The following is a 22,189-nucleotide window of genomic DNA, read 5'->3' as shown; positions in this document are numbered from 1 at the left end:
TCTGTCGGGTCCGGGTGCGTTGAGAGGTGTTGGTGAACCATCAGAAAAGCTTGCTGCCTGGATCAGGGGAACAGGGCAGGCGGTATTGTCCGCCTTGCTGCACCTGGACCGGGTCAGCGCCTGGGAGCAGCGCGCCAGAGAGACCACTGCAGAGTTGAGCGGGCGCACACCACCAAGACTGATCGACGTGTTTACGGCCTGGCCAATGGTTTCGGCCCCATTGGCGGAAGAGCTGACTAAAGCCTCACGCGCTGCGGTTCAGCGCAACATTGACCGTTTCAGCCGGAGGGGCTTGATCCGCGAGGTGACAGGGCAGGGACGTTACAGAGTTTGGACAGCGGCGCTGTAGTCCAAACAGGGCCATCAGACCAAAATGCCCGGTCTGCCGCATTGAATACTAGCTTCCGCAGGTTTTTGCCTGTGCAGATGTGAATGCCCGTCCCATTTTTGCCCCCGCATTACTGGCTAGTGGGAACAGGTCTGAGGGCGGCAAAGTGTTTGGCCGGGTCGTATATATGTCAAAAGTGGTTCTTAAATCAAAAGTTTAACTCGCAATTTGTAAAAACTATTCTTGGTTGACGGTGTGGATGGCAAGCCACCTCAGGAGCAGTACTCCTTCGAAGGGTCCGGGCAGTGCTGTTGTCGAACAAACCATCATTTTAAATTGGGCTGCTGAAACATTGTCCGGCCTATTGCCGTCAGCAGAGGATCGGCTAGAGGTAGGTGAACGTGTTATTGGCGAAGGTATGGATCCGCCATCCGATCTGGAGGATTTGGCACAGGTCGAATAGTGACCGAGAATGCCCCGCTCCGCGACCCGCCGCCAATTCCGAGGCATGCCGATGCACCGTCTGAAAAAAGGCCTGACCAAATGAAGATCCAGGAAAACCGAACCTTTTCACAGCTCGAGGTCGGAGACGAAGCCCAGCTGACACGATTGTGCACGGTTGACGATCTTTACGCCTTCGCCTCGGCATCGGGGGATCACAATCCTCTGCATCTGGCGGCCTATGACGGTGACGGCGACGGCCACCCTGAGGCAGTGGCCCCTGCGCTTTGGCCCGCCGGTCTGGTGGCTGCCGTCTTGGGGAATATTTTGCCGGGCGCGGGAACCCAGACCCGCGCGGCCAATCTACGGTTTCACGCGATCGTTCTGGCCGGAGATGAGTTGACAGCAGTTGTTCGGGTTACAGAAAAATCCGACGATGGTGATGTTATCTGTACCGCCGAGGTTCGGCGTGTTGGCGACAGCACCCTGGTCCTGAGCGGAGATGTCCGAGTCACGCCGCCCGCAAAGCATATGGAATTCGATTCGATAGAGGTGCCGGGACTTATCGTACAACGCCACCGCCATTTCGAAGCGTTGCTGGCGAAAGCCAGACCCCTTGACCCGATGCCAACTGCTGTTGTTGCACCTGAAGAGCCAAACTCATTGGGGGGTGCTTTGCTGGGGTATAGCAACAGCATTATCACGCCGATCCTTGTGGGTGATCCCGGCAAAATCGCTGCCGCAGCCGAGGCACTGGGTGCCGATCTGTCCGGATTTGAAATTATCGAGGCCTATGGCCACCAAGCCGCCGCCCATCGCGCGGTTGACCTGGTGGTTGAGGGCAGGGCGCAAACACTGATGAAGGGGCATTTGCACACCGATGACCTGTTGCGCGCGGTTCTGCGCCGCGAAAACGGGTTGAGAACCGGGCGAAGGCTGTCACATATATTCGTTATGGATGTTCCAGGGATGTCGCGTCCGATCATGGTCACTGACGCGGCCGTGAATATTGCCCCTGACCTCGAAACCAAGGCTGATATTGTTCAGAATGCGATCCATCTGGCACATTCCATCGGGATTGAGACCCCAAAGGTAGGCGTGCTTTCAGCCATTGAGACGATCAACCCGCGCATGGTGTCGTCAGTTGATGCCGCCTTGCTGTCGAAGATGGCCGAACGGGGTCAGATCACAGGAGGGTTGGTTGACGGCCCCCTGGCTATGGACAACGCGGTCGATCTGAATGCGGCACGCACCAAAGGGATTACGTCCGAGGTGGCTGGTGCTGCGGACATTCTTGTCGCCCCAAACATAGAAGCAGGCAATATGGTGGCGAAACAGCTGACATTCATCTCTCATGCCGAGGCGGCAGGGATCGTGGTCGGGGCTGCTGCTCCGATTATCCTAACCTCGCGTTCGGATGATGACGACTCGCGCCTGGCGTCCTGCGCGGTGGCGGCGCTTCATGCATATGCAAGTAAAGGCAAACTCCATGGCTGACCATGTTCTGGCACTGAACGCCGGGTCCTCATCACTGAAATTCGCGCTGTACGAACTGGTTGATGACAACCGTCCCAGCATGCGGTGGCGCGGACAAATAGAACGTTTAGGTGATGCACCACGCCTATTGGCCCAGTCGGCAGGCGGCAGATCAGTAGATCGTCCCCTGTCGAGCACCAAAAGCCATGATGAAGCGATCCACGCATTTCTTGAAATGGCGCGGGAATATCTTCCTGACATTCATGTGTGCGCAATAGGTCATCGCGTAGTGCATGGGGGAACGGTCTATTCCGAGCCTGTGCGCGTGGATGACACCGTCATCAACACTTTAGAAGGGTTTATTCCCTTTGCTCCTTTGCATCAGCCCTACAGTCTTTCGGGTATTCGTGCAGCCAGCGCTGCCTTCCCCGGAACAACTCAGGTTGCCTGTTTTGACACGGCGTTTCATCGCACCCATCCGTGGGTAAACGACACCTTTGCCTTGCCGAAAAGCTACTATGACAAAGGCGTTCGCCGCTATGGGTTCCATGGGCTGAGCTATGACTACATTTCGAACAAGCTGAAAAAAACGGCACCGGGTCTGTATGATGGCCGTGTGGTTATCGCCCATCTTGGAAACGGGGCATCCATGTGCGCGGTTTCAGGTGGGCGCGCTGTGGCTTCGACCATGGGGTTCTCGGCGCTTGACGGGTTGCCGATGGGCACGCGCTGCGGTCAGCTGGATCCAGGTGTCGTGCTGTATATGCTGCAGCAGGACGGAATGACCGCAGAAGAGATTGCCGAAATGTTGTACAGAAAATCCGGCCTGCTGGGCCTGTCGGGGATATCATCGGATATGCGCACGTTGCTGGCCGCTGATACGCCCGAAGCCCGAAAGGCAATCGACTATTACGTCTTCCGTATTCGGCGAGAGCTTGGCGCCCTGTCCGCTGCACTTGAAGGGATTGATGCGCTTGTCTTCACCGGTGGCGTTGGTGAGAACGCTGCCCAGATCCGGCAGATGGTGTGTGATGGAATGCGATGGATCGGGATTGAAATGGATCACGCCAGGAATGCCGATGGTGGAACAGTCCTGTCCACGGATTTCAGCCGTGTCCGGATTCTGACGATCCCCACAAATGAGGAGATGGTGATCGCGCGGGCTGCGGTGAATTTTCTGGAATAGGTCTTATTCGTTCGGCGTTTCTTTCCGGCGCCGGGCGTATTTCAGCAGCATGCTCAGCAAGGTCGTGATGGCTTCGGGCGCCAGTACGCCAACCGGGTCGCGGCGAATTCCGGCTACGGTGTTTTGGACCTCGGCCAGGGAATCCCTGATTTCAGATTCAATGTCTTGCAGCGCCATATCCCGAAGTTCGACTGCGGCCGAGGCATCGCCGTGTTGGTTTATCGAATTGGCGAGCAGAACCAGAATCAAAGCAAGTACCAGATTGGTCCCCGCCACAAGTATCGCAGCAACGGGTTTCGACAGGATCGCGGAAAGCCAGAAAAATCCGGCGAGATTCAGCATGATGATCGCCAGGCCCACCGCCACTCCGGCGGCTATGTAAAACCCGGCCCGTTTCACGGAGATCGCAAGCTGTGCGCGTGCGATCAAGCGTTCAGCGCGCAAAATGACTGAGACATTGCGGGATATGCGGCTCATGGGCGTCTCCTAGCGTGACCGGCCAAGCATGTAGCCTAGGGCAAAAATACCAGCGGCAAACAGAATTGATTTTCTGTGCGGCAGATCTTCGAATTCCTCAAGTATATCGTCAAGCTGTGTGGACCAGGATTCGAGGTTATCTGTAAGCCGGTCGGCGATGGTTTCGCGCGGCGGGGCGTCAGCCCCTTTATCTGGCGAAGCGTTTTTTTGCCGGTGGCTGCTCGGCAAGCTGCCGTCGCAACTCTGCGATCTCTGCTTCAAGCTCGGCTTTTGTCACCATTGCTCAGGCTCCTTCCCGGCAGACCACTATCTGCGTGCCAGTATCGCCCATGGTAGACTGATTTTCCGATTTAGTAAAAGGGGCTTATCGGGTTCAAAGCCGGTGCCAGCGCGCCTATGCGCCTATGTCAATAATCCGCAACCAGCAGGAAATCCGGGATGGCGTCTTCCTCGATTGTCGCAAAGCGAGGGATCGGCTGTTCGAAGACGTTGTCGGTTCGGTCGTCATTGACGGTAGACACTTCGCCAATCAAACAATCGCCTTTTTCCGCCCAGAACGCGTGCCAGATACCCGGCATCAAGGTCACGCTTTGACCGGGCTTTAGCCGCAGCAGTTCGCCAGGTTGAAGCGTCACAGGGCAGTTGTCGCTAGGCACGGTCACAGGGGTATCGCGGTCAATGCCGCCCTGAGGGTCTGAGGCGTAGATTTCCATCACCAGATCGCCACCGCCCCGGTTGATGATATCCTCGGCTTTGACGATGTGCCGGTGCATCGGCGAAAGCTGCTTGTCCCGCGACACCAGCAGTTTCTCGGCATAGAGCATGCCTTGCCCCTTGTTCAGATCGCTGACATCGCCATTGCGAAGGGTGAACAGGAACAGGCCAAGTTCGTCAAACCGACCCTGGCCATAGTCGGTTATGTCCCACCCAAGCCCGCGTTCACGGATACCGGCGGCCTGTTCGCTGCGCATTTTCTCGGGCGACCAATCCGCAAAGGGCGGCAGCACCGCGCCAAAGGAACGGATAAAGGCCTCGGCCTCGGATTTGATTTCGTTGATTTCGGAACGTTTCATCGGCTTCTTCGTTGGGTCAGAGTTCATGGGCCCAGGGCGGGTTTGCCCCGGCGCGCGCGACAGTTACAGCGGCGACTTCCGCCCCTTTCGAAAGGGCTGCGCGCAGGGCGTTTGCTGGCAATGTGCGCAATTCGGATTTTGTTAAGTGGCCTGATTGATCTAGGGCGGACAAGACGCCTGCGTTGAAAGTGTCACCGGCGCCAACGGTGTCGACGACCTCGACCTTTTTTACGGGAACAGAAACGTCGGACCCGTCTGCAAGATACCCGATCGCGCCTTCGCTGCCCCGGGTGACGATCACCACCGAAGGTCCTGCCTGCAGCAACAGCGGAACTTTCTCAGCAAGGCTTTCTGGGCCCGGAATGATCCAGTTCAGATCTTCGTCCGAGACCTTGACGATATCCGCTTGCGCAATCATGCGGTTCAGCCGGGTGCGATACCGGGTCTGATCCTGGATGAAATCCGGGCGAATGTTTGGGTCCAACATGACGGCGCGCTCTGATCCAAAGCGGTCAAGCACCGCCGCATAGGCATCTGCGCAAGGCTCGCATGCCAGACTGATCCCGCCCAGATACAGCGCCGAGACCGAGGGCAGATGGGTTGGCATATCCTCTGGCGTCAACATCCGTCCGGCCGAGTTTTCATCGACGAAACTGTAGGCTGCCTGCCCATCCTTGAGCTGTACAAATGCCAATGTAGTCGGGCGGTCCGAGTGGATTACCCGGTCGGAGTCAACATGGCTGGCCTTGAGGGCGGCCATAAGCTGTTGCCCGAACATGTCAGAGGAAAGCCCGGTCAGCAGACCCACCGGCGTATCCAATCGACCCAGGGCAATAGCCGTGTTGAAAATCGCACCGCCAGAATGGGGCACAAACCCCAGTTCGCCCGAGATCGTGGGCGTCTCGATCATATCGATCAGGGCTTCACCACAGCATAGGATCATGCCGGGACCTTTCTGTTTCTGAAACGTGCGGTCAGACTACCGCCTTAGCGCATTTTTACAGAAATTGTTAGCGCCAACAATGCCAAATTCATCCTGTTCCGAGACATACAGGTTCATGGATCGGCGCAACTCGCTGAACCGGCCTCCGGCATTAAAGGCGTCTCGGAAGGCGTCCTTGAACAGCCAGCGGTTCTTTTCGGCCACGCCGCCCACAAGGAACACGCCACCGGCAGGCATCATGACGACCGCCAGATCGCCCATGACCGCGCCTAGATGTGTGGTGAACATATGCGCGGCCTTGACGGCATGGGCATCGGTTCCGTCGCGTGCATCCTGAAGGATATCGCGCGCGGTTCGGGGCTCGGCCTTTGCCCGACCCCCTGCCAGTTCGATGGCCTGATAGAGGATTGGCAAACCCGTGCCGCTGAGGAACATTTCCGCCTCAAGTGTCAGAGTGTCGTCAAAGAAACACTCGGGGGCCACCTGCCGAGCGGCGTTGAATATTTCGACCTCGTCCTGATTTCGGGGCGAGAGGCCGATATGGCCGCCTTCGCCGGACACCGTGTGATAGCGGCCATTCGAATATAGCAGCGATCCGACACCTAGCCCGGTTCCAGGCCCGACGACCAGACGTGTGCCGGTCGGCGGATGCTTGGCCCCCTGCAGAACTTCGACATCGTCACCCGTAATCTCGGCAACAGACCACGCAGCGGCAGTGAAGTCGTTGATCACAAAGGTATGTCGGGCGCCCGTTGCCCGGGCGATATCATCCTCTGACAGATCAAGTTGGGCGTTGGTCAGACTGATTGTACCGTTGCGGACAGGTCCTGCCCCGGCGGCAACCACGGCCCGTGGGTCGGTTCCGATCTCGTCGCGCAGGCTATGAAAGGCCTCAAGCAATTCGGGCAGTTTGCCGGTGGGGTATTTGCGCAGGTCAGTCAGTTCACCATTGGTGATAACGCCAAGCCGCGTATTGGTGCCGCCGATATCGGCCACGAGGTTCCAATGGTCGTGCATGGCTCCAGCCGGTTGCGCCAGCGGTAAGGACACTGTGCTTCCCGTCAGGGCGTTTTGTACTGCGGTATAGGACGCCTTGGGTGTGCGCTCCATCGTCTGAAAGTCCACATCCACAAGGCCAAACCTCTTCTCATATCCCAGCGCCCATTCGTAGTTGTCCAGCAGGGACCAGATGAAGTAGCCCTTGATCGGCACGCCCTGTGCCAAGGCGTCCTGTATCGCCGATAGATGTTGGTTCAGATAGTCGATCCGGTCGCTATCCTGCTGCCGTTTGGGGCTGGCCATGCCATTTTCCGTCACCAGAATCGGCAGGTCCCCGGTGTAATCCTGCTTGGTGCGGGTCAGAAACCGGGTCAGGGCGGCGGGTTCGATCTCCCACCCCATCTGAGTTTTGGGCAGCGGTCCGGCGATTTCCTGCAGACTGGGCCAGGTGGTCTCCGAAGGCGCAATCAACTTGCGGGTATAGTAGTTCAGACCACACCAATCGACCGGCGTACCGATGATGTCGAAATCATCCTGCCAGCCAGCGGGCAGGTAGGGCTCTAACCCCTCCAGAACGTTGTCTGGATAGGCCTTGTTGAAAACGCCGCCCAGAAAGAACCGGTTGTAGATGCCGTCATACAGATCAGCCGCGCGGCGCGCTTCGGGGCTGTCATCTGCGGGTTCGGCCCATTCCAGGTTGAAAACCGCGCCCAGGTTGGACATGCCAAGGCCCCGCATCGCGTCGATGGCGCTGCCATGGGCCAGAAGGACGTGGTGCATCGCGCGGGCGGTTGCACGGATGTCGCGCAGACCCGGGGCGTGATGGCCTTCGAAATGGCTCAGCCAGCTGACGCACCACGGCTCATTTATGGGGGCGACGCTGTACATCCGATCGCCGATGCGGCCCATGATGACCTCGGTGAAATCGGCGAACCACCCGGCGATATCTCGATTGCGCCAGCCGCCCAGATCGGCCAGAAACGAAGGTAGTTCCCAATGGTAAAGCGTGGCGCAGGGGCGGATACCGCGTTCCAGCAGCGCATCGGCCAGCCGATCATAGTAATCCAGCCCGGCCTCATTCACCTGACCACGGCCTTCGGGCAGAACCCGCGCCCAGCTGGTTGAAAACCGGTAGCAATCAAAGCCGCCATCGCGCACCAGATCCAGATCCTGCGGGAACCGGTTCAGGTGGTCACAGGCCAGATCCCCGTTTTCATTTCGCACAACATTGCCGGGGGTCCTGGCAAAGGTATCCCAATGGGTTTGCCCGGCCCCTCCCTGTGCGTGGCCTTCGATCTGATAGGCCGAGGTTGCGACGCCAAAGAGGAAATCTTTGGGGAAATCAGTGCGGTTGTATTTCATATTCAGAACCTGTTGGGGGCGGGGCCGGTCGAGCCGCCAACTACCAGCTCAGCCTCCAGCAATCTAGTTTTGGCCGGGTCTTCGGGCGCATTTATTCGTTCGATCAGCATTTCGGCAGCTATTTCACCGGCCAACCGAACCGAGGATCGCGTGGCGGTGAAGATCGGTACATCCTGCCCGTTTTTCAGATAGGACAGGTCGTCATCATGGGCGATCACCGAAACATCGCGGCCCATCTGCAGCCCTGCTTCGTTCAATGCCCGCCGAACTCCGATGGCCGAAATCATTGACGAAACCAGGATGGCGGTCGGAGGGTTCTTAAGTTGAGCCATATCGCGCGCTTCGTGGTGGCCATATACCTCTGTCATCTCGGCGCTGCGCATCAATTCAGGGTCCGGTGACAGACCGGCTTGATTCAGGGCCTGCAGGTAACCTGCCCGGCGGCGTTGGGCGAAATCCATATCTTCAAGTCCGTTGATAAGGGCGATCCGTCGATGCCCCAGGTCGATCAGAAACTGGGTGGCGCGCTTGAACGAGCTTTTGTTGTTCACATCAACCCAGTCATAGGGCGCGTCTATTCCAGTGGATCGTCCGTGCACAATGAAGGGCGCGCCCATGCGATTGAGGACTTCAATCCGCTGCTCGTTAACCTTGGGGCCCTGCAGAACGACACCGTCCACGGCACCACGCTGAAACAGGTCGCGATAAGCGCGTTCAATAGATGTGTCGTCGGCGCTGGTGAACATCAGGTCATAGCCGTGTTCAGCATATCTACGAGCAGCCCCGGCGACAAAATCGCCAAAGATTGGGTTCACCATTTCATGCTGGGATGAGCTGGGAATCACGTGCCCGATCACGTGTGATCGACCTGTCGCAAGACCCTTGGCTCGGCTGTTCGGGCGGTACCCGTGTTTTGTTGCGGCGGCCTGAACCCTTGTGCGCGTGGCTTCGCTGACCTCGGGGTATCCGTTCAGCGCACGGCTGACGGTTGTTTGGGACAAGCCAAGGATTTCAGAGAGCTGCTTTAGGTTCATATTTGTTCAAAGCGCCTACAAATTACTGCGTATTCCTGTTTTTGCGGGCATTTTCGCTGGTGGTCAACAGATTTCACGAACATCTTGTTTGATATTTATATTTATGGGCCTTCGCAAAGCAATCGTTGACAGGTGGAGGCTGTTAGCGCATAAACTCACTCCAGCCAAAGCGCTTTGGATATTTGAGACCAAAGGCGCGAGATATCGTTGGGAGGAGAAATTCATGAAACACTCGCTTTATGCTGGCGTCGCCGCATTTACCCTGGTCGGGGGCGTCGCGCAGGCCGACAAGGTTACCGTATTCGGCCCGTGGCTGGGGCCGGACCAAGAGAATGTCGAAAAGGTTCTGGATGGGTTCGCGGCGGCGACCGGGCATGAGTACAGCTATGTCGGCTCGGACAGCTTTGAGCAGCAAATCAGAATTGATGCCGAAGCCGGATCGGCGCCCAACGTAGCAGTGTTCCCTCAGCCCGGACTGGCGTCTGATATGGCCAAGGCGGGTTTCCTGACTCCCCTGAGTGAAGGTACCGCGGATTGGATTCGCGACAACTATGCGGCTGGCCAGTCCTGGGTGGATCTGGGAACCTACCAAGGTCCGGACGGGCAGGATCACCTATATGGCTTCTTCTACAAGGTCGACGTGAAGTCGCTGGTTTGGTTCGTGCCGGAAAACTTCGAAGATGCCGGTTATGAGATTCCGACCACGATGGAAGAGCTCAAGGCGCTGTCCGATCAGATCGTTGCAGATGGCGAAACGCCATGGTGCATCGGGCTGGGTTCCGGCGGAGCGACAGGTTGGCCAGCGACTGACTGGGTTGAAGACATGATGCTGCGCACGTTGCCGCCCGAAGATTATGACGCCTGGGTCGCCAACAAATTGAAATTTAACGATCCTAAGGTTGTCGCCGCGATTGAAGAATTCGGAGCGTTTGCGCGCAACGATGATTACGTGGCCGGCGGAGCCGGCGCGGTTGCAACGACTGACTTCCGTGACAGCCCGAAGGGCATGTTCAGCTCGCCTCCGCAATGCTACATGCACCGTCAGGCTTCGTTCATTCCGGCCTTCTTCCCTGAAGGCACGGTTGTGGGCGAGGATGCCGATTTCTTCTATTTCCCGGCCTATGAAGGTAAGGATCTCGGCAGCCCGGTCCTTGGGGCCGGAACAGTTTGGGCAATCACCAATGACAGCCCGGGCGCGCATGCGCTGATGAAATACCTGGAGACACCCGAGGCGCATGAAGCCTGGATGGCTCTGACCGGGTTCCTGACGCCGCACAAAGGCGTCGATACCTCGGTCTTCTCAGACCCAACGCTGAAGAAGATGAACGACATTCTTCTTGGTGCAACGACGTTCCGGTTTGACGGTTCTGACCTGATGCCGGGCGGCGTGGGTGCAGGCACCTTCTGGACTGGTATGGTCGACTATACGGGCGGAACACCTGCCCAGGACGTCGCCGACGAAATCCAATCCTCGTGGGACGCGCTGGACTAAAGCGTCTGAGATTGGGCAACCCGCTCTGCCGGGTTGCCCGAACCTATCGTCGCAAGGGAGAGCGGCATGCACCCGGCATTTCAAGGCCTGCTGACCATCGCCATCGGCGTGTCAGGTTGCGTGGGCTACTTCTATCTATCCAATCAGTTTCTGGACAAAGTTCTGTTCCCGCCTCGGGGGCCGAATGCTGGCCGGAATATCAACCGCGCGAACATGATCCGGCCTTGGTTGTTTCTATTCCCAGCGCTGGCTGCTTTGGGCTTGTATCTGGCCTATCCGGTTGTCGAAACCCTACGCCTGTCACTGACTGATCGTGTCCCGGGCGGCGGCTACAAATGGGTCGGGCTGGACAACTATATCCAGATGGCCAAGGAGCCCAAGTTTTGGGAAGCCATGCGCAACAACATGTTATGGCTGATCGTGGTGCCTGCAATGTCGACAGCGTTTGGCCTATTGGTGGCTCAGCTGACCGACCGCATCCGCTGGGGCAACATCGCCAAGTCTCTGATTTTCATGCCGATGGCCATCTCGTTCGTGGGGGCCTCGGTGATCTGGAAGCTGGTCTATGACACCCGTCCGGTTGAGCAGGACCAGATCGGGATGCTGAACGCGCTTTACATCTTTTTCGGAGGGGTCGAGCCGCAGACATGGTTGACCATCCCCTTCTGGAACAGCTTTTTTCTTATGGTTGTGCTGGTCTGGATTCAGACTGGTTTTGCCATGGTCATCCTGTCAGCCGCCCTGCGCGGCATTCCCGAGGAAACCATCGAAGCTGCCATTCTGGATGGGGCCAATCCATTCCAGATTTTCTTCCGTATCAAGGTGCCGCAGATCAAGACCACCATCCTGGTGGTCTGGACCACGATCACCATCACCGTGCTCAAGGTCTTTGACATCGTGTTTGCCATGACAAACGGCCAGTGGGAAACGCAGGTTCTGGCCAATTACATGTATGACAAGCTGTTCCGCACCAATGACTGGGGCGTGGGCTCGGCTTCGGCCATGGTGATCATGCTGCTGGTGGCACCGATCCTTGTCTGGAATGTGCGCAATGCGCGCAAAGAGTTGGAGTAGGCCATGAGCGAAATAGCAGGAACCAAACCCGCCCTTCGCTGGGCTGTCCATGCCTCGGTTCTTTTTCTGGTCGTGCTCTGGGTGGTGCCGACGCTGGGGCTGTTGATCTCATCCTTTCGTACTGCCGACCAGATTGCCACAAGCGGCTGGTGGCGGTCGTTGTTCCCATCCGAGCAGAACCTGACCCTGCGCGCTGCAGCACCTGAAATTCAGGTACTGGAGAATGGCGTTTACGTGATCGAAGGCAACCTGTTCGAGGCGGGCACACAGGCGGCGATCTCAAAATGGGGCACCAGTTCCCGGGCGATTGATGATTTTGTACCCGGTGACACGGCAGAGCTGCGCAAGGGTGGCACGATCACGGTGGATGCCGACGGCAAATACCGGATGGAAAACACCGAAGAATTCACCGGCAGTCGCGGCACGCGCGTCTTTGTGACGGCGGAACTGCCTCCCGAGTTCACCCTGGCCAATTACCACAAGGTCCTGCTTGCTGAAGACAGCACTGACAGTATGGGGCGGGCGTTTTTCAACACGCTGACGGTCACGATACCGGCGACGATCATTCCGATCCTAGTAGCCGCCTTTGCCGCTTATGCGCTGGCTTGGATGGATTTCCCAGGTCGGGCACTGTTAATCGCCGCGGTTGTTGGCCTGTTGGTGGTGCCGCTGCAACTGGCACTGATCCCACTGCTGAAATTTCACCTGAGCATCGGAATTGAGAAAGGCTATCTGGGCGTCTGGATGGCCCATACCGGGTTCGGGATGCCATTGGCCATCTACCTGTTGCGCAACTACATGGCCGGGCTGCCGCGCGATCTGATCGAAAACGCACGTGTAGACGGCGCGACCGAGTTCCAGATCTTTACCAAACTGATCCTGCCACTCAGCTTTCCGGCATTGGCGTCTTTTGCCATCTTCCAATTTCTCTGGACTTGGAATGATCTGCTGGTTGCCAAAGTGTTCCTAATCGATGCGTCCGGCCAGACCACAGTGATGACAAACCGGATTGTCGAGCTGCTTGGAACGCGGGGTGGAAACTGGGAAATCCTTGCCACGGCGGCGTTCGTCTCGATCGCTGTGCCGTTGGCTGTTTTCTTCGCAATGCAAAAATACCTGGTCCGTGGTCTGCTGGCCGGGTCGGTCAAATAGAGGCGTCTGATGAACGTGCAGAACACAGCAGAACTTTCCAATGCAACCAAGGTGGCCGCTGACTGGTGGCGTGGTGGCGTCATCTATCAGATCTATCCGCGCAGCTTTCAGGACAGCAATGGTGACGGGATCGGAGACCTGAAAGGCATCACCCAGCGATTGGGGTACATTGCCTCTCTGGGCGTTGATGCGATCTGGATTTCGCCCTTCTTCAAATCTCCGATGAAGGATTTCGGATATGACGTCAGCGACTATCGCGATGTTGATCCGATGTTCGGCACGATGGAGGATTTTCGGGACCTGCTGGATCACGCCCATGCCCAGGGGTTGAAGGTGATGATTGATCTGGTTCTGTCGCACACGTCAGACCAGCACCCTTGGTTCAGCGAAAGCCGCGCCAGCCGTGAAAACGCCAAATCCGATTGGTATGTCTGGGCCGATCCAAAACCGGACGGTACGCCCCCGAACAACTGGTTGTCGATTTTCGGGGGCTCGGCCTGGCAGTGGGACTCGCGACGTTTGCAGTATTATTTGCACAACTTCCTCACCTCGCAGCCGGATCTGAACTTTCACTGTCCGGATGTGCAAGACGCCTTGCTGGATGTTGCCAGGTTCTGGCTTGATCTGGGTGTCGATGGGTTTCGTCTGGATACAATCAACTTCTATTTCCACGACAAACAGTTGCGAGATAATCCTGCCCTGCCCGTCGATCAGCGCAATGCCTCAATCGCGCCGATGGTAAACCCGTATAACCATCAGGACCACCTGTTCTCCAAAAGCCAGCCCGAGAACATTGCCTTTCTGGAACGCCTGCGGGCCCTGACCGATCAATATGAAGGTCGCGCCTGTCTGGGCGAGGTGGGCGACGCACAGCGTGGGCTTGAGATAATGGGCGAATACACCAGCGGTAATAAGCGCATGCACATGTGCTATGCGTTTGAGTTCCTTGAAAAGCGTGCTTTGACTGCCAGCTATGCACAGCAGGTATTTGATCAGCTCGAGGACAAAGCAGGTGATGCCTGGCCTTGCTGGGCATTTTCGAACCATGACGTGGAACGTCACGCGTCGCGCTGGCGTCTGGACGATGCAGCCGCCAGACAGCATGCAGTTTTGATGATGTGCATGCGCGGCTCGGCCTGCTTGTATCAAGGCGAAGAGTTGGGCCTGCCCGAGGCGGACGTGGCCTTTGACGATCTGCAAGACCCGTATGGCGTCGAATTCTGGCCTGAGTTCAAGGGCCGCGACGGATGCCGGACGCCGATGGTTTGGGCTGCGCAGGATGAACAATCGGGCTTTAGCACCGGCAAGCCTTGGTTGCCTGTCAGTGACCCTCAGGCCGAGCGTGCCGTGGACCGATCAGAGGCTGAGCCCAAGTCCATGCTTCACCATTATCGTCGTGCGATTGCATTCCGCCATGCCCATCCGGCTTTGATGTTGGGGGCGCAAAAGAACATGACGCAGATCGGGACCGTTCTGACCTTCACACGTGAAGATCAAGCGGAAGAGGTGTTCTGCGCATTTAACCTCGGTACCGAACGTTCCGAAGTAATCTTGCCAGGCGGGAACTGGCGCGTGATCGGAGAAGAGCTGGGTGGCGTCGCGGGAACGGGGACAGTGTCTCTGGGTGCTGCACAATTCTGCCTGCTGTTGAGGGAGAAGGAATAAACCATGTCAGAACTAAACCTCACAGATGTCGCCAAAACCTATGGCAATGTGGATGTTCTGAAGAACATCAATCTTGAGATTGAGCGGGGCGAGTTGATCGTTTTCGTCGGGCCTTCGGGCTGTGGCAAATCCACCTTGCTGCGCATGGTCGCCGGGTTGGAAAAGATCTCGGGCGGAACGCTCGAGATTGAAGGGCAGGTGATGAACGATGTGCCGCCAGCACAGCGAGGTATCGCGATGGTGTTCCAAAGCTATGCGCTGTACCCGCATATGACCGTTCGCGAAAACATGGCCTTTGCGCTGAAGATAGCCAAAATGCCGGCGGCTGAAGTTGGCGCCGCGGTCGATCGGGCGGCCCGCATCCTACAGCTTGAACCTTATCTGGACCGGTTGCCCAAAGCGCTATCCGGTGGTCAGCGTCAGCGTGTCGCAATCGGGCGCGCCATTGTTCGTGACCCCAAGGTTTACCTGTTCGACGAACCGCTTTCGAACCTGGACGCGGCGCTGCGTGTCGCCACCCGGATCGAAATCGCCCGCCTGAAAGAGGCGATGCCGGACAGCACGATGATCTATGTCACCCATGATCAGGTCGAAGCGATGACATTGGCCAGTCGGATCGTCGTGCTGGCCAACAAAGGGATCGCTCAGGTTGGGACGCCGTTGGAACTATATGAGACGCCCGACAATGAGTTTGTCGCGCAATTCATCGGTTCACCAGCAATGAACCTGCTGCCCGGAGTGATCACTCAAACTGGTGCGCAGACTGTCGTCAAACTGGACGGTGGCGGCACGGCGATATCAGTGGTACCAACCGAGGCTGGAGACGAAGGCAAGCAGGTGAATATCGGCATCCGCCCGGAAGATTTTGTGTCCGTGGACAGCGACCCAATCCTTGAAGGGGTCGTAGACTTTACCGAGGCTTTGGGCGAGGTGACGCTGTTATACTTCGCGGTAGAGAATGGGACGGATGCCCTTATTGCCAAGCTTCCGGGCGTTCAGAAGAATATGCGGGGCAAGACTGTGATGGTCTCTGCGAATCCTGACAAGGTTCATTTGTTCCATCAGGGGGTTTCCATGCGGAAATAACCCTTTCCAACACGGTTCTTGACAAGACCCCTGATGCTGTTTCAACTTGATTGAAACGTTTCATTTTGTGGTAGAACCGTGAAAATGCGAGTTTCAGCGCAGTTATACACAGTCCGGCAGGTTGGGGATTTGGCGGCCCAGCTTGACTTGGTGCGTGCCTGCGGGTTCACCGATATTGAAACGGTCGGGTTCCACGATCTTACCCCCAAGCAGGTTACCAATGTGGTTAGACAGGCTGGTTTCACCGTTCGATCGGCCCATTTTGACTGGGAAGAATTTGAAACACGGTTTGATGACATTCTTAGAATGCTTGAAGCTTTGGAATGCCCTGTGGCGGTCATGCCTTGGCTGTCGCCCAAGGCTCGGCCCGGCACCGCCGAGGGGTGGAAGGCAGTGTCGGGCCGGTTGGCGAAATGGGCTGATGCCCTGTCTGCCGACGGTGTGCGCCTTGCCTATCATAACCACGATTTTGACCTTGTCGATCTTGGGCAGGGCTCGCCATTGGATATGGTCCTGTCGCATGAGGCCATTGGATGGCAGCCGGATATCGGTTGGCTGTATTCGGCGCTTTCTGACCCCGCTGCACTGCTGAGCCGTTATTCCGACCGGATCGTTTCCGTCCATGCTAAAGACGTTGATCCATTGGCCGGACAAGGCGACGAGCACTGGCGAAATCTGGGGCAGGGGGTTGTGGACTGGCCTCTGGTCCTGCGTGTTCTGGCTGACAGTCCCTGCGCTGACCTTTTTGTGGAACATGACGAAACTGCCGATCACGCGCAAACATTGCAGACGGGACATGACCTGTTGATGCGAATGCGCAGCGTTGAGGTGACATAGTGGCGCGCGCGACGATCAAGTCGATTGCAAAGCAGACGGGGTTTTCTGTCGGAACCGTCTCGAACGCTCTGCGTGGTGCGGAAACCGTCAAGAAAGAAACGCGGCAGCAGATTCAGTCCGCCGCCGAACAGCTTGGATACCGGGTCAATCTGGACGGGCTGAAGCTGCGGACAAAAAAGTCCTATCGCATCGGCGTTCTGGTCAGCGTGTCACCTGATTCAGATGAAGAATGGGAAGGTGTCGAATTCACACGCATTGTCGCGGGTATTTCGCGGGCTTTGAAAGGGTCGCGTTATGAACTTGGCGTTCACAGCGTGGCGGGCCTGCAGGGAACGATGGCGACGCTGAAGGAAATCGTTCAGAACGGATTGGCGGACGGGGTGATATTCTCGGGTACGCGCCACGCCGATCCGCGCATTGCCTATCTGCAACAGAATGGTTTCCCCTTTGTCACCATGGGTATGAGCGACAGCGGCAGATCACATGCCTATGTCGATATCGACAGTCAGGCAGCAGGTCACGATGCAACACAACGATTGCTAGCCTTGGGGCATCGCCGGATTGCCCTGGTGAACCCTCCGGATGACCTGGTTTATGCGACGCAACGCCGAACGGGCTATGCCCAGGCGTTCAGAGCGTCCGGTCTGACCGTTGACCCGGCCCTGATCTTCAGCGGGCCTACGACCGCACGAACGGGGTATAATGCCTTTGAAGCCTTGATGCGGCTATCCGACAGGCCAACCGCGATCATCTGCGCGAACGAAGCCATGACCCTGGGTGTGCTTTCTGCTGCCCATGCGGCGGGTGTTGAGGTCGGTCGCGAACTGACCGTGATCTCGACCGATGATCTGCAACTTAGCCGTTATTTTGTCCCTCCGCCCAGCACCTATTACGTCCCTATTGAGGAAACCAGTCGATTGCTGGGCGAGTATATGCTCAAGGCTTTGGACGGGGTTGACCCGTCCGAAACACAAAAAAAGATCAGGGCCATTTTGATCGAGCGGCAACCTGACACAGTCGCGCCGGAAGCGGCGCTAAACACCTGAACCAACAAAGGAGTAACCGGAGATGTTAAGAAACCTATTTGCCGCCGCCGCCCTGACCGCGCTTGCCGCGCCTGCTGTGTTTGCAGCGGATCTTGAAGGGCGCGTACTTAAGATCGGAACAGATGCCACCTATCCGCCCATGGAGACGGTCGATGAGTCCACGGGTCAGATTGTGGGATTTGATGTCGATGTCATGAATGCGATCTGTGAAAAGGTGAACTGCGTCCCGAATTTCGTAAATACAGCCTGGGATGGTATCTTTGCCGCGCTTCAGCAAGGGGAGTTCGACCTCGTGATCTCGGGCGTCTCGATCACGCCTGAACGCGAAGAAAACATGGATTTTTCCGAGCCTTATATCATTGTAAGTCAGGCGATCCTGCTGCAGGTCGACAATGCTGACATGACGTTGGATGACTTCAAAGCAGGTGGTCAGAAGCTAGCCGCGCAGACTGGCACCACCAATGCCCAGCTGGCCGAAGAACTGGTGGGACGCGAGAATGTCAGCCTGTATGACAATTTCTCTGCTGCGATCCTGGCGTTGCAGAATGCTGACGTACAGGGGGTAATCATTGATGGAACCTCGGCATCGGCATATGAACAGGAATTTGCCGGGGAATTGGCTGTAGGCATCACAGGCCTTCAGTCTGATCCGCTGGGTATTGTGTTTCAGGAAGGTGACGCAACCGTTGACGCCATAAACGAAGGGCTGGCCGCCATTCAGGCTGACGGTACGATGGACGCATTGGTTGCCAAATACTGGGGCACTGATTGAGCCGTTGAAACCCTTTCTGACCCGGCGGGAAAACCTGCCGGGTCACGCATAACCCGAGGGACGCCATGATCCGCCTAAGCTCGATCCGGCCGAGTAATCTTGTTTTGCTCGCCGCTGCCCCGTTCATCATCTACCTGTTTGCCTCATCCTCGAAATATCTGAGGTCATTGGTTGCCATTTTGGGGATTGGTGAAAATGCGGGGCCCATTTTTGTTGGGTTTCTTCTGATACTGGCCGTGGCCATATTGGCCTATCTCTCGGCGCGCCGCATCCGGTTTCAAACCATCGCGCCGAACTGGTTGAGGATTGCGGCGGTTTTGGCAATCCCGGCCTCGGCCGGGTTGGCGATCCTTGGACTTTTCCAGCCTCAGGTGCTGATGCCCTTTGCGGAATCCGTCTTCTTTAATGCGCTCAGCGAAAATACGTCTGAGTTCATTGACCGATCTTCGCAACCTTGGGTCTTGTTTCCCGAGATCGTCGCAAAGGTGCAAATGAGACTACAGGCCCTGCTGGTAGGGTTTGCGATGGTGGTCGCGGTGATCCCTCTGACGGCCCGTTTCCCACGATCCATGAAAGCCTATGTTCAGATTGGACTCGAACTGCTGACCGGGCTGGTTTTGTTTTACCTGTTGTTTCTTGCGCATTGGCAATTTGCGACCGGGGTCGCGATAACGTTCCGTGCAGCGATCTTTGCCTATATCTTTGCGGCCATTATGGGTCTGGTCTGGGTCGGTTTGCAGTCCTTCAAGCCCAAAGCTCGGACAACCGTTGTCTATGGGTCCATCAGCCTGACACTATTGGCCGTGTCGGCGTTCTTTTTTATGCAACCAAAGGTGAGCTTTGTTCTGGTTGGCAGTACAGAAGCAAGAATTGCCATTGTTCGGGGTACGCCGCAGGCCCAGGCGGATTTGATCCGGTTCGGAGAGTTCGACGGAGGTGAAGGCCAACAGTATCGCATTCGCAGCGCCCCCGATGCCGCCTCTGCGCTGGATCAGATCACAACCGTCGACAGCGTATCTGGTGCTTTTGTTCCGGCCGGCGTTCATACGCAGGGCTATCCGGTGATCTGGCAATCCAGTTTTCTGCCGGACAAGTTTCGTAACCCGGCGCTGACTTTTGCGGTTTTCGGGTTTTTGCTTCTGACACTGACGGTCGGAGGCGCACAGCATAAGCTACATCCGCTGGCTGTAGGGGCCGAGTTTTTTGTCGATACCATTCGCGGCATTCCAATGCTGGTCATCATCCTCTATATCGGCTTGCCGCTTGCCGGTGCGGTCAAGGATGCGACAGGTGGCGGCATCGACATGACCAACATGACCCGCGGCATCATCGCCATTTCCATAGGGTATTCGGCCTATATGGCCGAGATTTTCCGATCAGGGATCGAGGCCATCCCACGAGGTCAGATCGAAGCAGGCGGCTCGCTTGGGCTGTCCCGCTGGCAGACTGCCCGGCTTATTATCCTGCCCCAGGCATTGCGCATAGTGACGCCACCTTTGGGCAATGAATTTATCGCGATGATCAAGGATACCTCATTGCTGTCCATCCTGTCAGTCCGCGACATGACTCAGCGCATGCGCGAGTTTCAGGCCTCAAGTTTTCTGCCCTTCGCACCATTCAACACAGCGGCGATCCTCTATGTCGTGGTGACGCTTGGTTGCGCTAGTTTCCTCAAATGGATCGAACGCCGCAGCGCACGGGAAAACCGATGAGCAGGCTTGAGCTGGGCGTTTGCTATTACCCCGAGCAATGGGACAAATCGCAGTGGCGCGACGATGCTAAGCGCATGGTCGATATGGGATTGGATTGGGTTCGGATTGCTGAGTTTACCTGGGGCCTGATCGAGCCGGAAAGAGGCCGGTTCGAATGGGGCTGGCTGGACGAGGTGATTGGAATTCTGGGCGATGCCGGTTTGCGCGTGATGATGTCGACGCCTACGGCTGCACCTCCGAAATGGCTAGTGGATGACTGCCCTGAGATCCTGCCAGTGGGGCCGGATGGCCGGGTGCGTGGGTTCGGGTCGCGCCGACATTATTGTTTTTCCAGCGATATCTACCTGTCCGAGGCCCGTCGGATCACCACGGAATATGCCCGTCGATATGGCGAAAATCCATTTGTTTGTGCCTGGCAGATCGACAATGAATATAACGATCACGATACGGTTCTGAGCTATTCCAATGCCGCTCGCACCGGTTTTCGCAGATGGTTGCAAGACCGCTATGGCACGATTGAGGCGCTTAACCGAACATGGGGGACAGTGTTTTGGGGGTCGCTCTATTCCGATTTTGATCAGATCGAACTGCCCATAAGTTTGGTGGCCAGCCCGAACCCGACCCATGCTCTGGATTTTGCCCGCTATTCTTCGGATCGGGTGCGGGATTTCAATCGTGCTCAGGCGGATATTCTGCGCAGGTTTGCGCCGGGCCGCGATATTACCCATAATTTCATGGCAGGCAGCTTTGAGTTCGACCATCACGCTGTTGCGGCGGATCTGGATGTGGTCGGTTTTGACAGCTATCCGCTGGGCAACCTGTTGGGATCGTCACTGTCTGATAAAGACAAACGTCGATACCTGCGAACAGGCGCGCCGGATTATCAGGGGTTTCACTGCGATTTGTATCGCAGCCAGGGCAGGGGCCGAATGTGGGTTCTGGAACAACAGCCCGGCCCGGTGGACTGGGCCGAAAAGAACCCCTCACCAGCGGATGGGATGGTCAGGCTTTGGACGTGGGCCGCTTTTGCCCACGGTGCACAGGCAGTGATGTTCTTCCGATGGCGTCAGGCGAAGTTCGCGCAGGAACAATTCCACACGGCGCTTCTGCGGTCGGATGGCAGCCCGGATCAGGCCGCGCTGGAACTCGCGCAGGTTGCAAAAGAGCGTGCTGCCCTGCCGGAAGTCACCCGGCAGAAGGCAGCTGTGGCAATTCTGTTGGATTACGAATCCATCTGGGCTGCAGATATCCTGCCGCATGACGACGCATTCCCGAATGCCGGGATTTTCCGGGTTTGGTATGCTGGCCTGCGTGCATTGGGGGTCGATCTGGATTTCGTTGGTCCCGATGATGATCTGACGGGGTATTCATTGATCGTATTGCCGCAAAACATGATCATCTCGCCAGATCTGGCAAAGAGATTGCACCACAGCCAGGCCAAATTGCTGATCGGTGCCCGTGCGGGCAGCAAGACTGTGGACATGTGGACCCCTGAAAATCTCGCTCCCGGAGAGTTGGCCGATCTTGCAGGGATAAAAGTCATACGCGTCGAATCCCTGCCGGATCTGGCGGGTGAATCCGTAAGCCTCGAGAGCACCGGAACCTTTGATTTTAAAGGCTGGCGGGAAGTCATCGAGACCGAAAATCAGGTAATCGCGCATTTCGTAAGTGCTTACAGGGCTGGCAGCCCGGCGATTGTGCAATCGGACCGGGCTATGTATCTGGCGATGATCCCAAACGGGCCGTTGCTACGGGCGATCCTGATTAAAGCGCTGACATGGGCGGGCCTTCCGATACGGGAATGTGGCCCGGACCTTCGTGTTACACAGCGGGGTGACCTCGGCTTTGGGTTCAACTTCGGGGCTGCCGCACAGGTTCTGCCGGATGACGAAAATCGGCAATATATTGTTGGTACTTCAGAAATCCCATCCTATGGTGTCTCAGTCTGGAAGTGGAAGTAAACCAGAGCTTGCGGACATGATTGCAAACTGGACCTATGAATTCTGCAAACTGTCCCTTTTGGACTGACAGCTT

General features: G+C 56.9%; 18 protein-coding genes and 1 pseudogene. 13 read left to right on the top strand and 6 right to left on the bottom strand.

Annotated features, from left to right (window positions below):
* The 3 genes from AC2FIZ_RS13740 to AC2FIZ_RS13730 form a co-directional block, all read left to right on the top strand.
* Nucleotides 1–349 (top strand): helix-turn-helix domain-containing protein (locus AC2FIZ_RS13740; protein ID WP_496791192.1); only part of this gene is annotated, 349 nt, incomplete at its 5' end.
* A 522-nt stretch (nucleotides 350–871) separates the two neighbouring features.
* A complete protein-coding gene (locus AC2FIZ_RS13735) occupies nucleotides 872–2,266 on the top strand; it encodes a bifunctional enoyl-CoA hydratase/phosphate acetyltransferase (RefSeq protein ID WP_496791191.1) in 1,395 nt (464 codons plus the stop codon).
* Nucleotides 2,259–3,431 (top strand): acetate/propionate family kinase, encoded by a 1,173-nt coding sequence (locus AC2FIZ_RS13730; RefSeq protein ID WP_281972983.1) that lies wholly within the window; start codon nucleotides 2,259–2,261, stop codon nucleotides 3,429–3,431. Before AC2FIZ_RS13735 ends, AC2FIZ_RS13730 begins: the two co-directional genes overlap by 8 nt.
* A 3-nt stretch (nucleotides 3,432–3,434) precedes the next feature.
* Here AC2FIZ_RS13730 and AC2FIZ_RS13725 read toward each other — a convergent pair whose 3' ends face one another.
* The 6 genes and pseudogenes from AC2FIZ_RS13725 to AC2FIZ_RS13700 all read right to left on the bottom strand — a co-directional run bounded on the left by AC2FIZ_RS13725 (nucleotide 3,435) and on the right by AC2FIZ_RS13700 (nucleotide 9,319).
* Nucleotides 3,435–3,908, bottom strand: coding sequence for a hypothetical protein (locus tag AC2FIZ_RS13725; RefSeq protein WP_281972981.1), 474 nt, complete (start codon nucleotides 3,906–3,908; stop codon nucleotides 3,435–3,437).
* Nucleotides 3,909–4,315: 407 nt separating this feature from the next.
* The gene (locus tag AC2FIZ_RS13720) at nucleotides 4,316–4,981 is read right to left on the bottom strand and encodes a D-lyxose/D-mannose family sugar isomerase (RefSeq protein ID WP_271948728.1); all 666 of its coding nucleotides are present in this window, start codon (nucleotides 4,979–4,981) and stop codon (nucleotides 4,316–4,318) included.
* A 16-nt stretch (nucleotides 4,982–4,997) separates the two neighbouring features.
* Complete coding sequence (locus tag AC2FIZ_RS13715) at nucleotides 4,998–5,924, bottom strand: carbohydrate kinase family protein (protein ID WP_496791190.1); 927 nt, start codon at nucleotides 5,922–5,924, stop codon at nucleotides 4,998–5,000.
* A gap of 36 nt (nucleotides 5,925–5,960) precedes the next feature.
* Nucleotides 5,961–6,941: a glucokinase gene (locus tag AC2FIZ_RS13710; protein ID WP_496791194.1), complete on the bottom strand. Its 981-nt coding sequence runs from the start codon at nucleotides 6,939–6,941 to the stop codon at nucleotides 5,961–5,963.
* A gap of 39 nt (nucleotides 6,942–6,980) precedes the next feature.
* Nucleotides 6,981–8,285: pseudogene (locus AC2FIZ_RS13705) on the bottom strand (GH1 family beta-glucosidase); the annotation flags it as partial.
* A gap of 2 nt (nucleotides 8,286–8,287) precedes the next feature.
* Nucleotides 8,288–9,319, bottom strand: a complete 1,032-nt coding sequence (locus AC2FIZ_RS13700) for a LacI family DNA-binding transcriptional regulator (protein WP_282027173.1) — start codon at nucleotides 9,317–9,319, stop codon at nucleotides 8,288–8,290.
* A 223-nt stretch (nucleotides 9,320–9,542) separates the two neighbouring features.
* Between AC2FIZ_RS13700 and AC2FIZ_RS13695 the strand changes: the two genes are divergently transcribed.
* The 10 genes from AC2FIZ_RS13695 to AC2FIZ_RS13650 all read left to right on the top strand — a co-directional run bounded on the left by AC2FIZ_RS13695 (nucleotide 9,543) and on the right by AC2FIZ_RS13650 (nucleotide 22,116).
* On the top strand, nucleotides 9,543–10,811 hold the full coding sequence (locus tag AC2FIZ_RS13695) for an ABC transporter substrate-binding protein (RefSeq protein ID WP_282027174.1): 1,269 nt from the start codon (nucleotides 9,543–9,545) through the stop codon (nucleotides 10,809–10,811).
* A 66-nt stretch (nucleotides 10,812–10,877) separates the two neighbouring features.
* On the top strand, nucleotides 10,878–11,885 hold the full coding sequence (locus AC2FIZ_RS13690; protein WP_282027175.1) for a carbohydrate ABC transporter permease: 1,008 nt from the start codon (nucleotides 10,878–10,880) through the stop codon (nucleotides 11,883–11,885).
* Nucleotides 11,886–11,888: 3 nt separating this feature from the next.
* Nucleotides 11,889–13,037, top strand: a complete 1,149-nt coding sequence (locus AC2FIZ_RS13685; RefSeq protein ID WP_496791186.1) for a carbohydrate ABC transporter permease — start codon at nucleotides 11,889–11,891, stop codon at nucleotides 13,035–13,037.
* Nucleotides 13,038–13,046: 9 nt separating this feature from the next.
* On the top strand, nucleotides 13,047–14,702 hold the full coding sequence (locus AC2FIZ_RS13680) for an alpha-amylase family glycosyl hydrolase (RefSeq protein WP_281995050.1): 1,656 nt from the start codon (nucleotides 13,047–13,049) through the stop codon (nucleotides 14,700–14,702).
* Nucleotides 14,703–14,705: 3 nt separating this feature from the next.
* Nucleotides 14,706–15,788 carry an ABC transporter ATP-binding protein gene (locus AC2FIZ_RS13675; RefSeq protein ID WP_496791183.1) on the top strand — a complete coding sequence of 361 codons (1,083 nt, stop codon included), beginning with the start codon at nucleotides 14,706–14,708 and terminating at the stop codon, nucleotides 15,786–15,788.
* Between the two features lie 84 nt (nucleotides 15,789–15,872).
* The gene (locus tag AC2FIZ_RS13670; RefSeq protein WP_496791181.1) at nucleotides 15,873–16,625 is read left to right on the top strand and encodes a sugar phosphate isomerase/epimerase family protein; all 753 of its coding nucleotides are present in this window, start codon (nucleotides 15,873–15,875) and stop codon (nucleotides 16,623–16,625) included.
* Nucleotides 16,625–17,671 carry a LacI family DNA-binding transcriptional regulator gene (locus AC2FIZ_RS13665; RefSeq protein ID WP_271948740.1) on the top strand — a complete coding sequence of 349 codons (1,047 nt, stop codon included), beginning with the start codon at nucleotides 16,625–16,627 and terminating at the stop codon, nucleotides 17,669–17,671. Before AC2FIZ_RS13670 ends, AC2FIZ_RS13665 begins: the two co-directional genes overlap by 1 nt.
* 22 nt (nucleotides 17,672–17,693) lie before the next feature.
* Nucleotides 17,694–18,443 carry a basic amino acid ABC transporter substrate-binding protein gene (locus AC2FIZ_RS13660; protein WP_142636138.1) on the top strand — a complete coding sequence of 250 codons (750 nt, stop codon included), beginning with the start codon at nucleotides 17,694–17,696 and terminating at the stop codon, nucleotides 18,441–18,443.
* A gap of 65 nt (nucleotides 18,444–18,508) precedes the next feature.
* Entirely contained in the window at nucleotides 18,509–20,155 is a 1,647-nt protein-coding gene (locus AC2FIZ_RS13655) for an amino acid ABC transporter permease (RefSeq protein WP_281995053.1), read from the top strand.
* On the top strand, nucleotides 20,152–22,116 hold the full coding sequence (locus AC2FIZ_RS13650) for a beta-galactosidase (protein ID WP_282027180.1): 1,965 nt from the start codon (nucleotides 20,152–20,154) through the stop codon (nucleotides 22,114–22,116). Before AC2FIZ_RS13655 ends, AC2FIZ_RS13650 begins: the two co-directional genes overlap by 4 nt.
* Nucleotides 22,117–22,189: the final 73 nt, after the last annotated feature.

This window comes from Ruegeria sp. CDSB022 (genome assembly GCF_059611145.1).
Note: the sequence above shows the minus strand (reverse complement) of the source record. Positions and strands in the feature narration are given on the sequence as shown.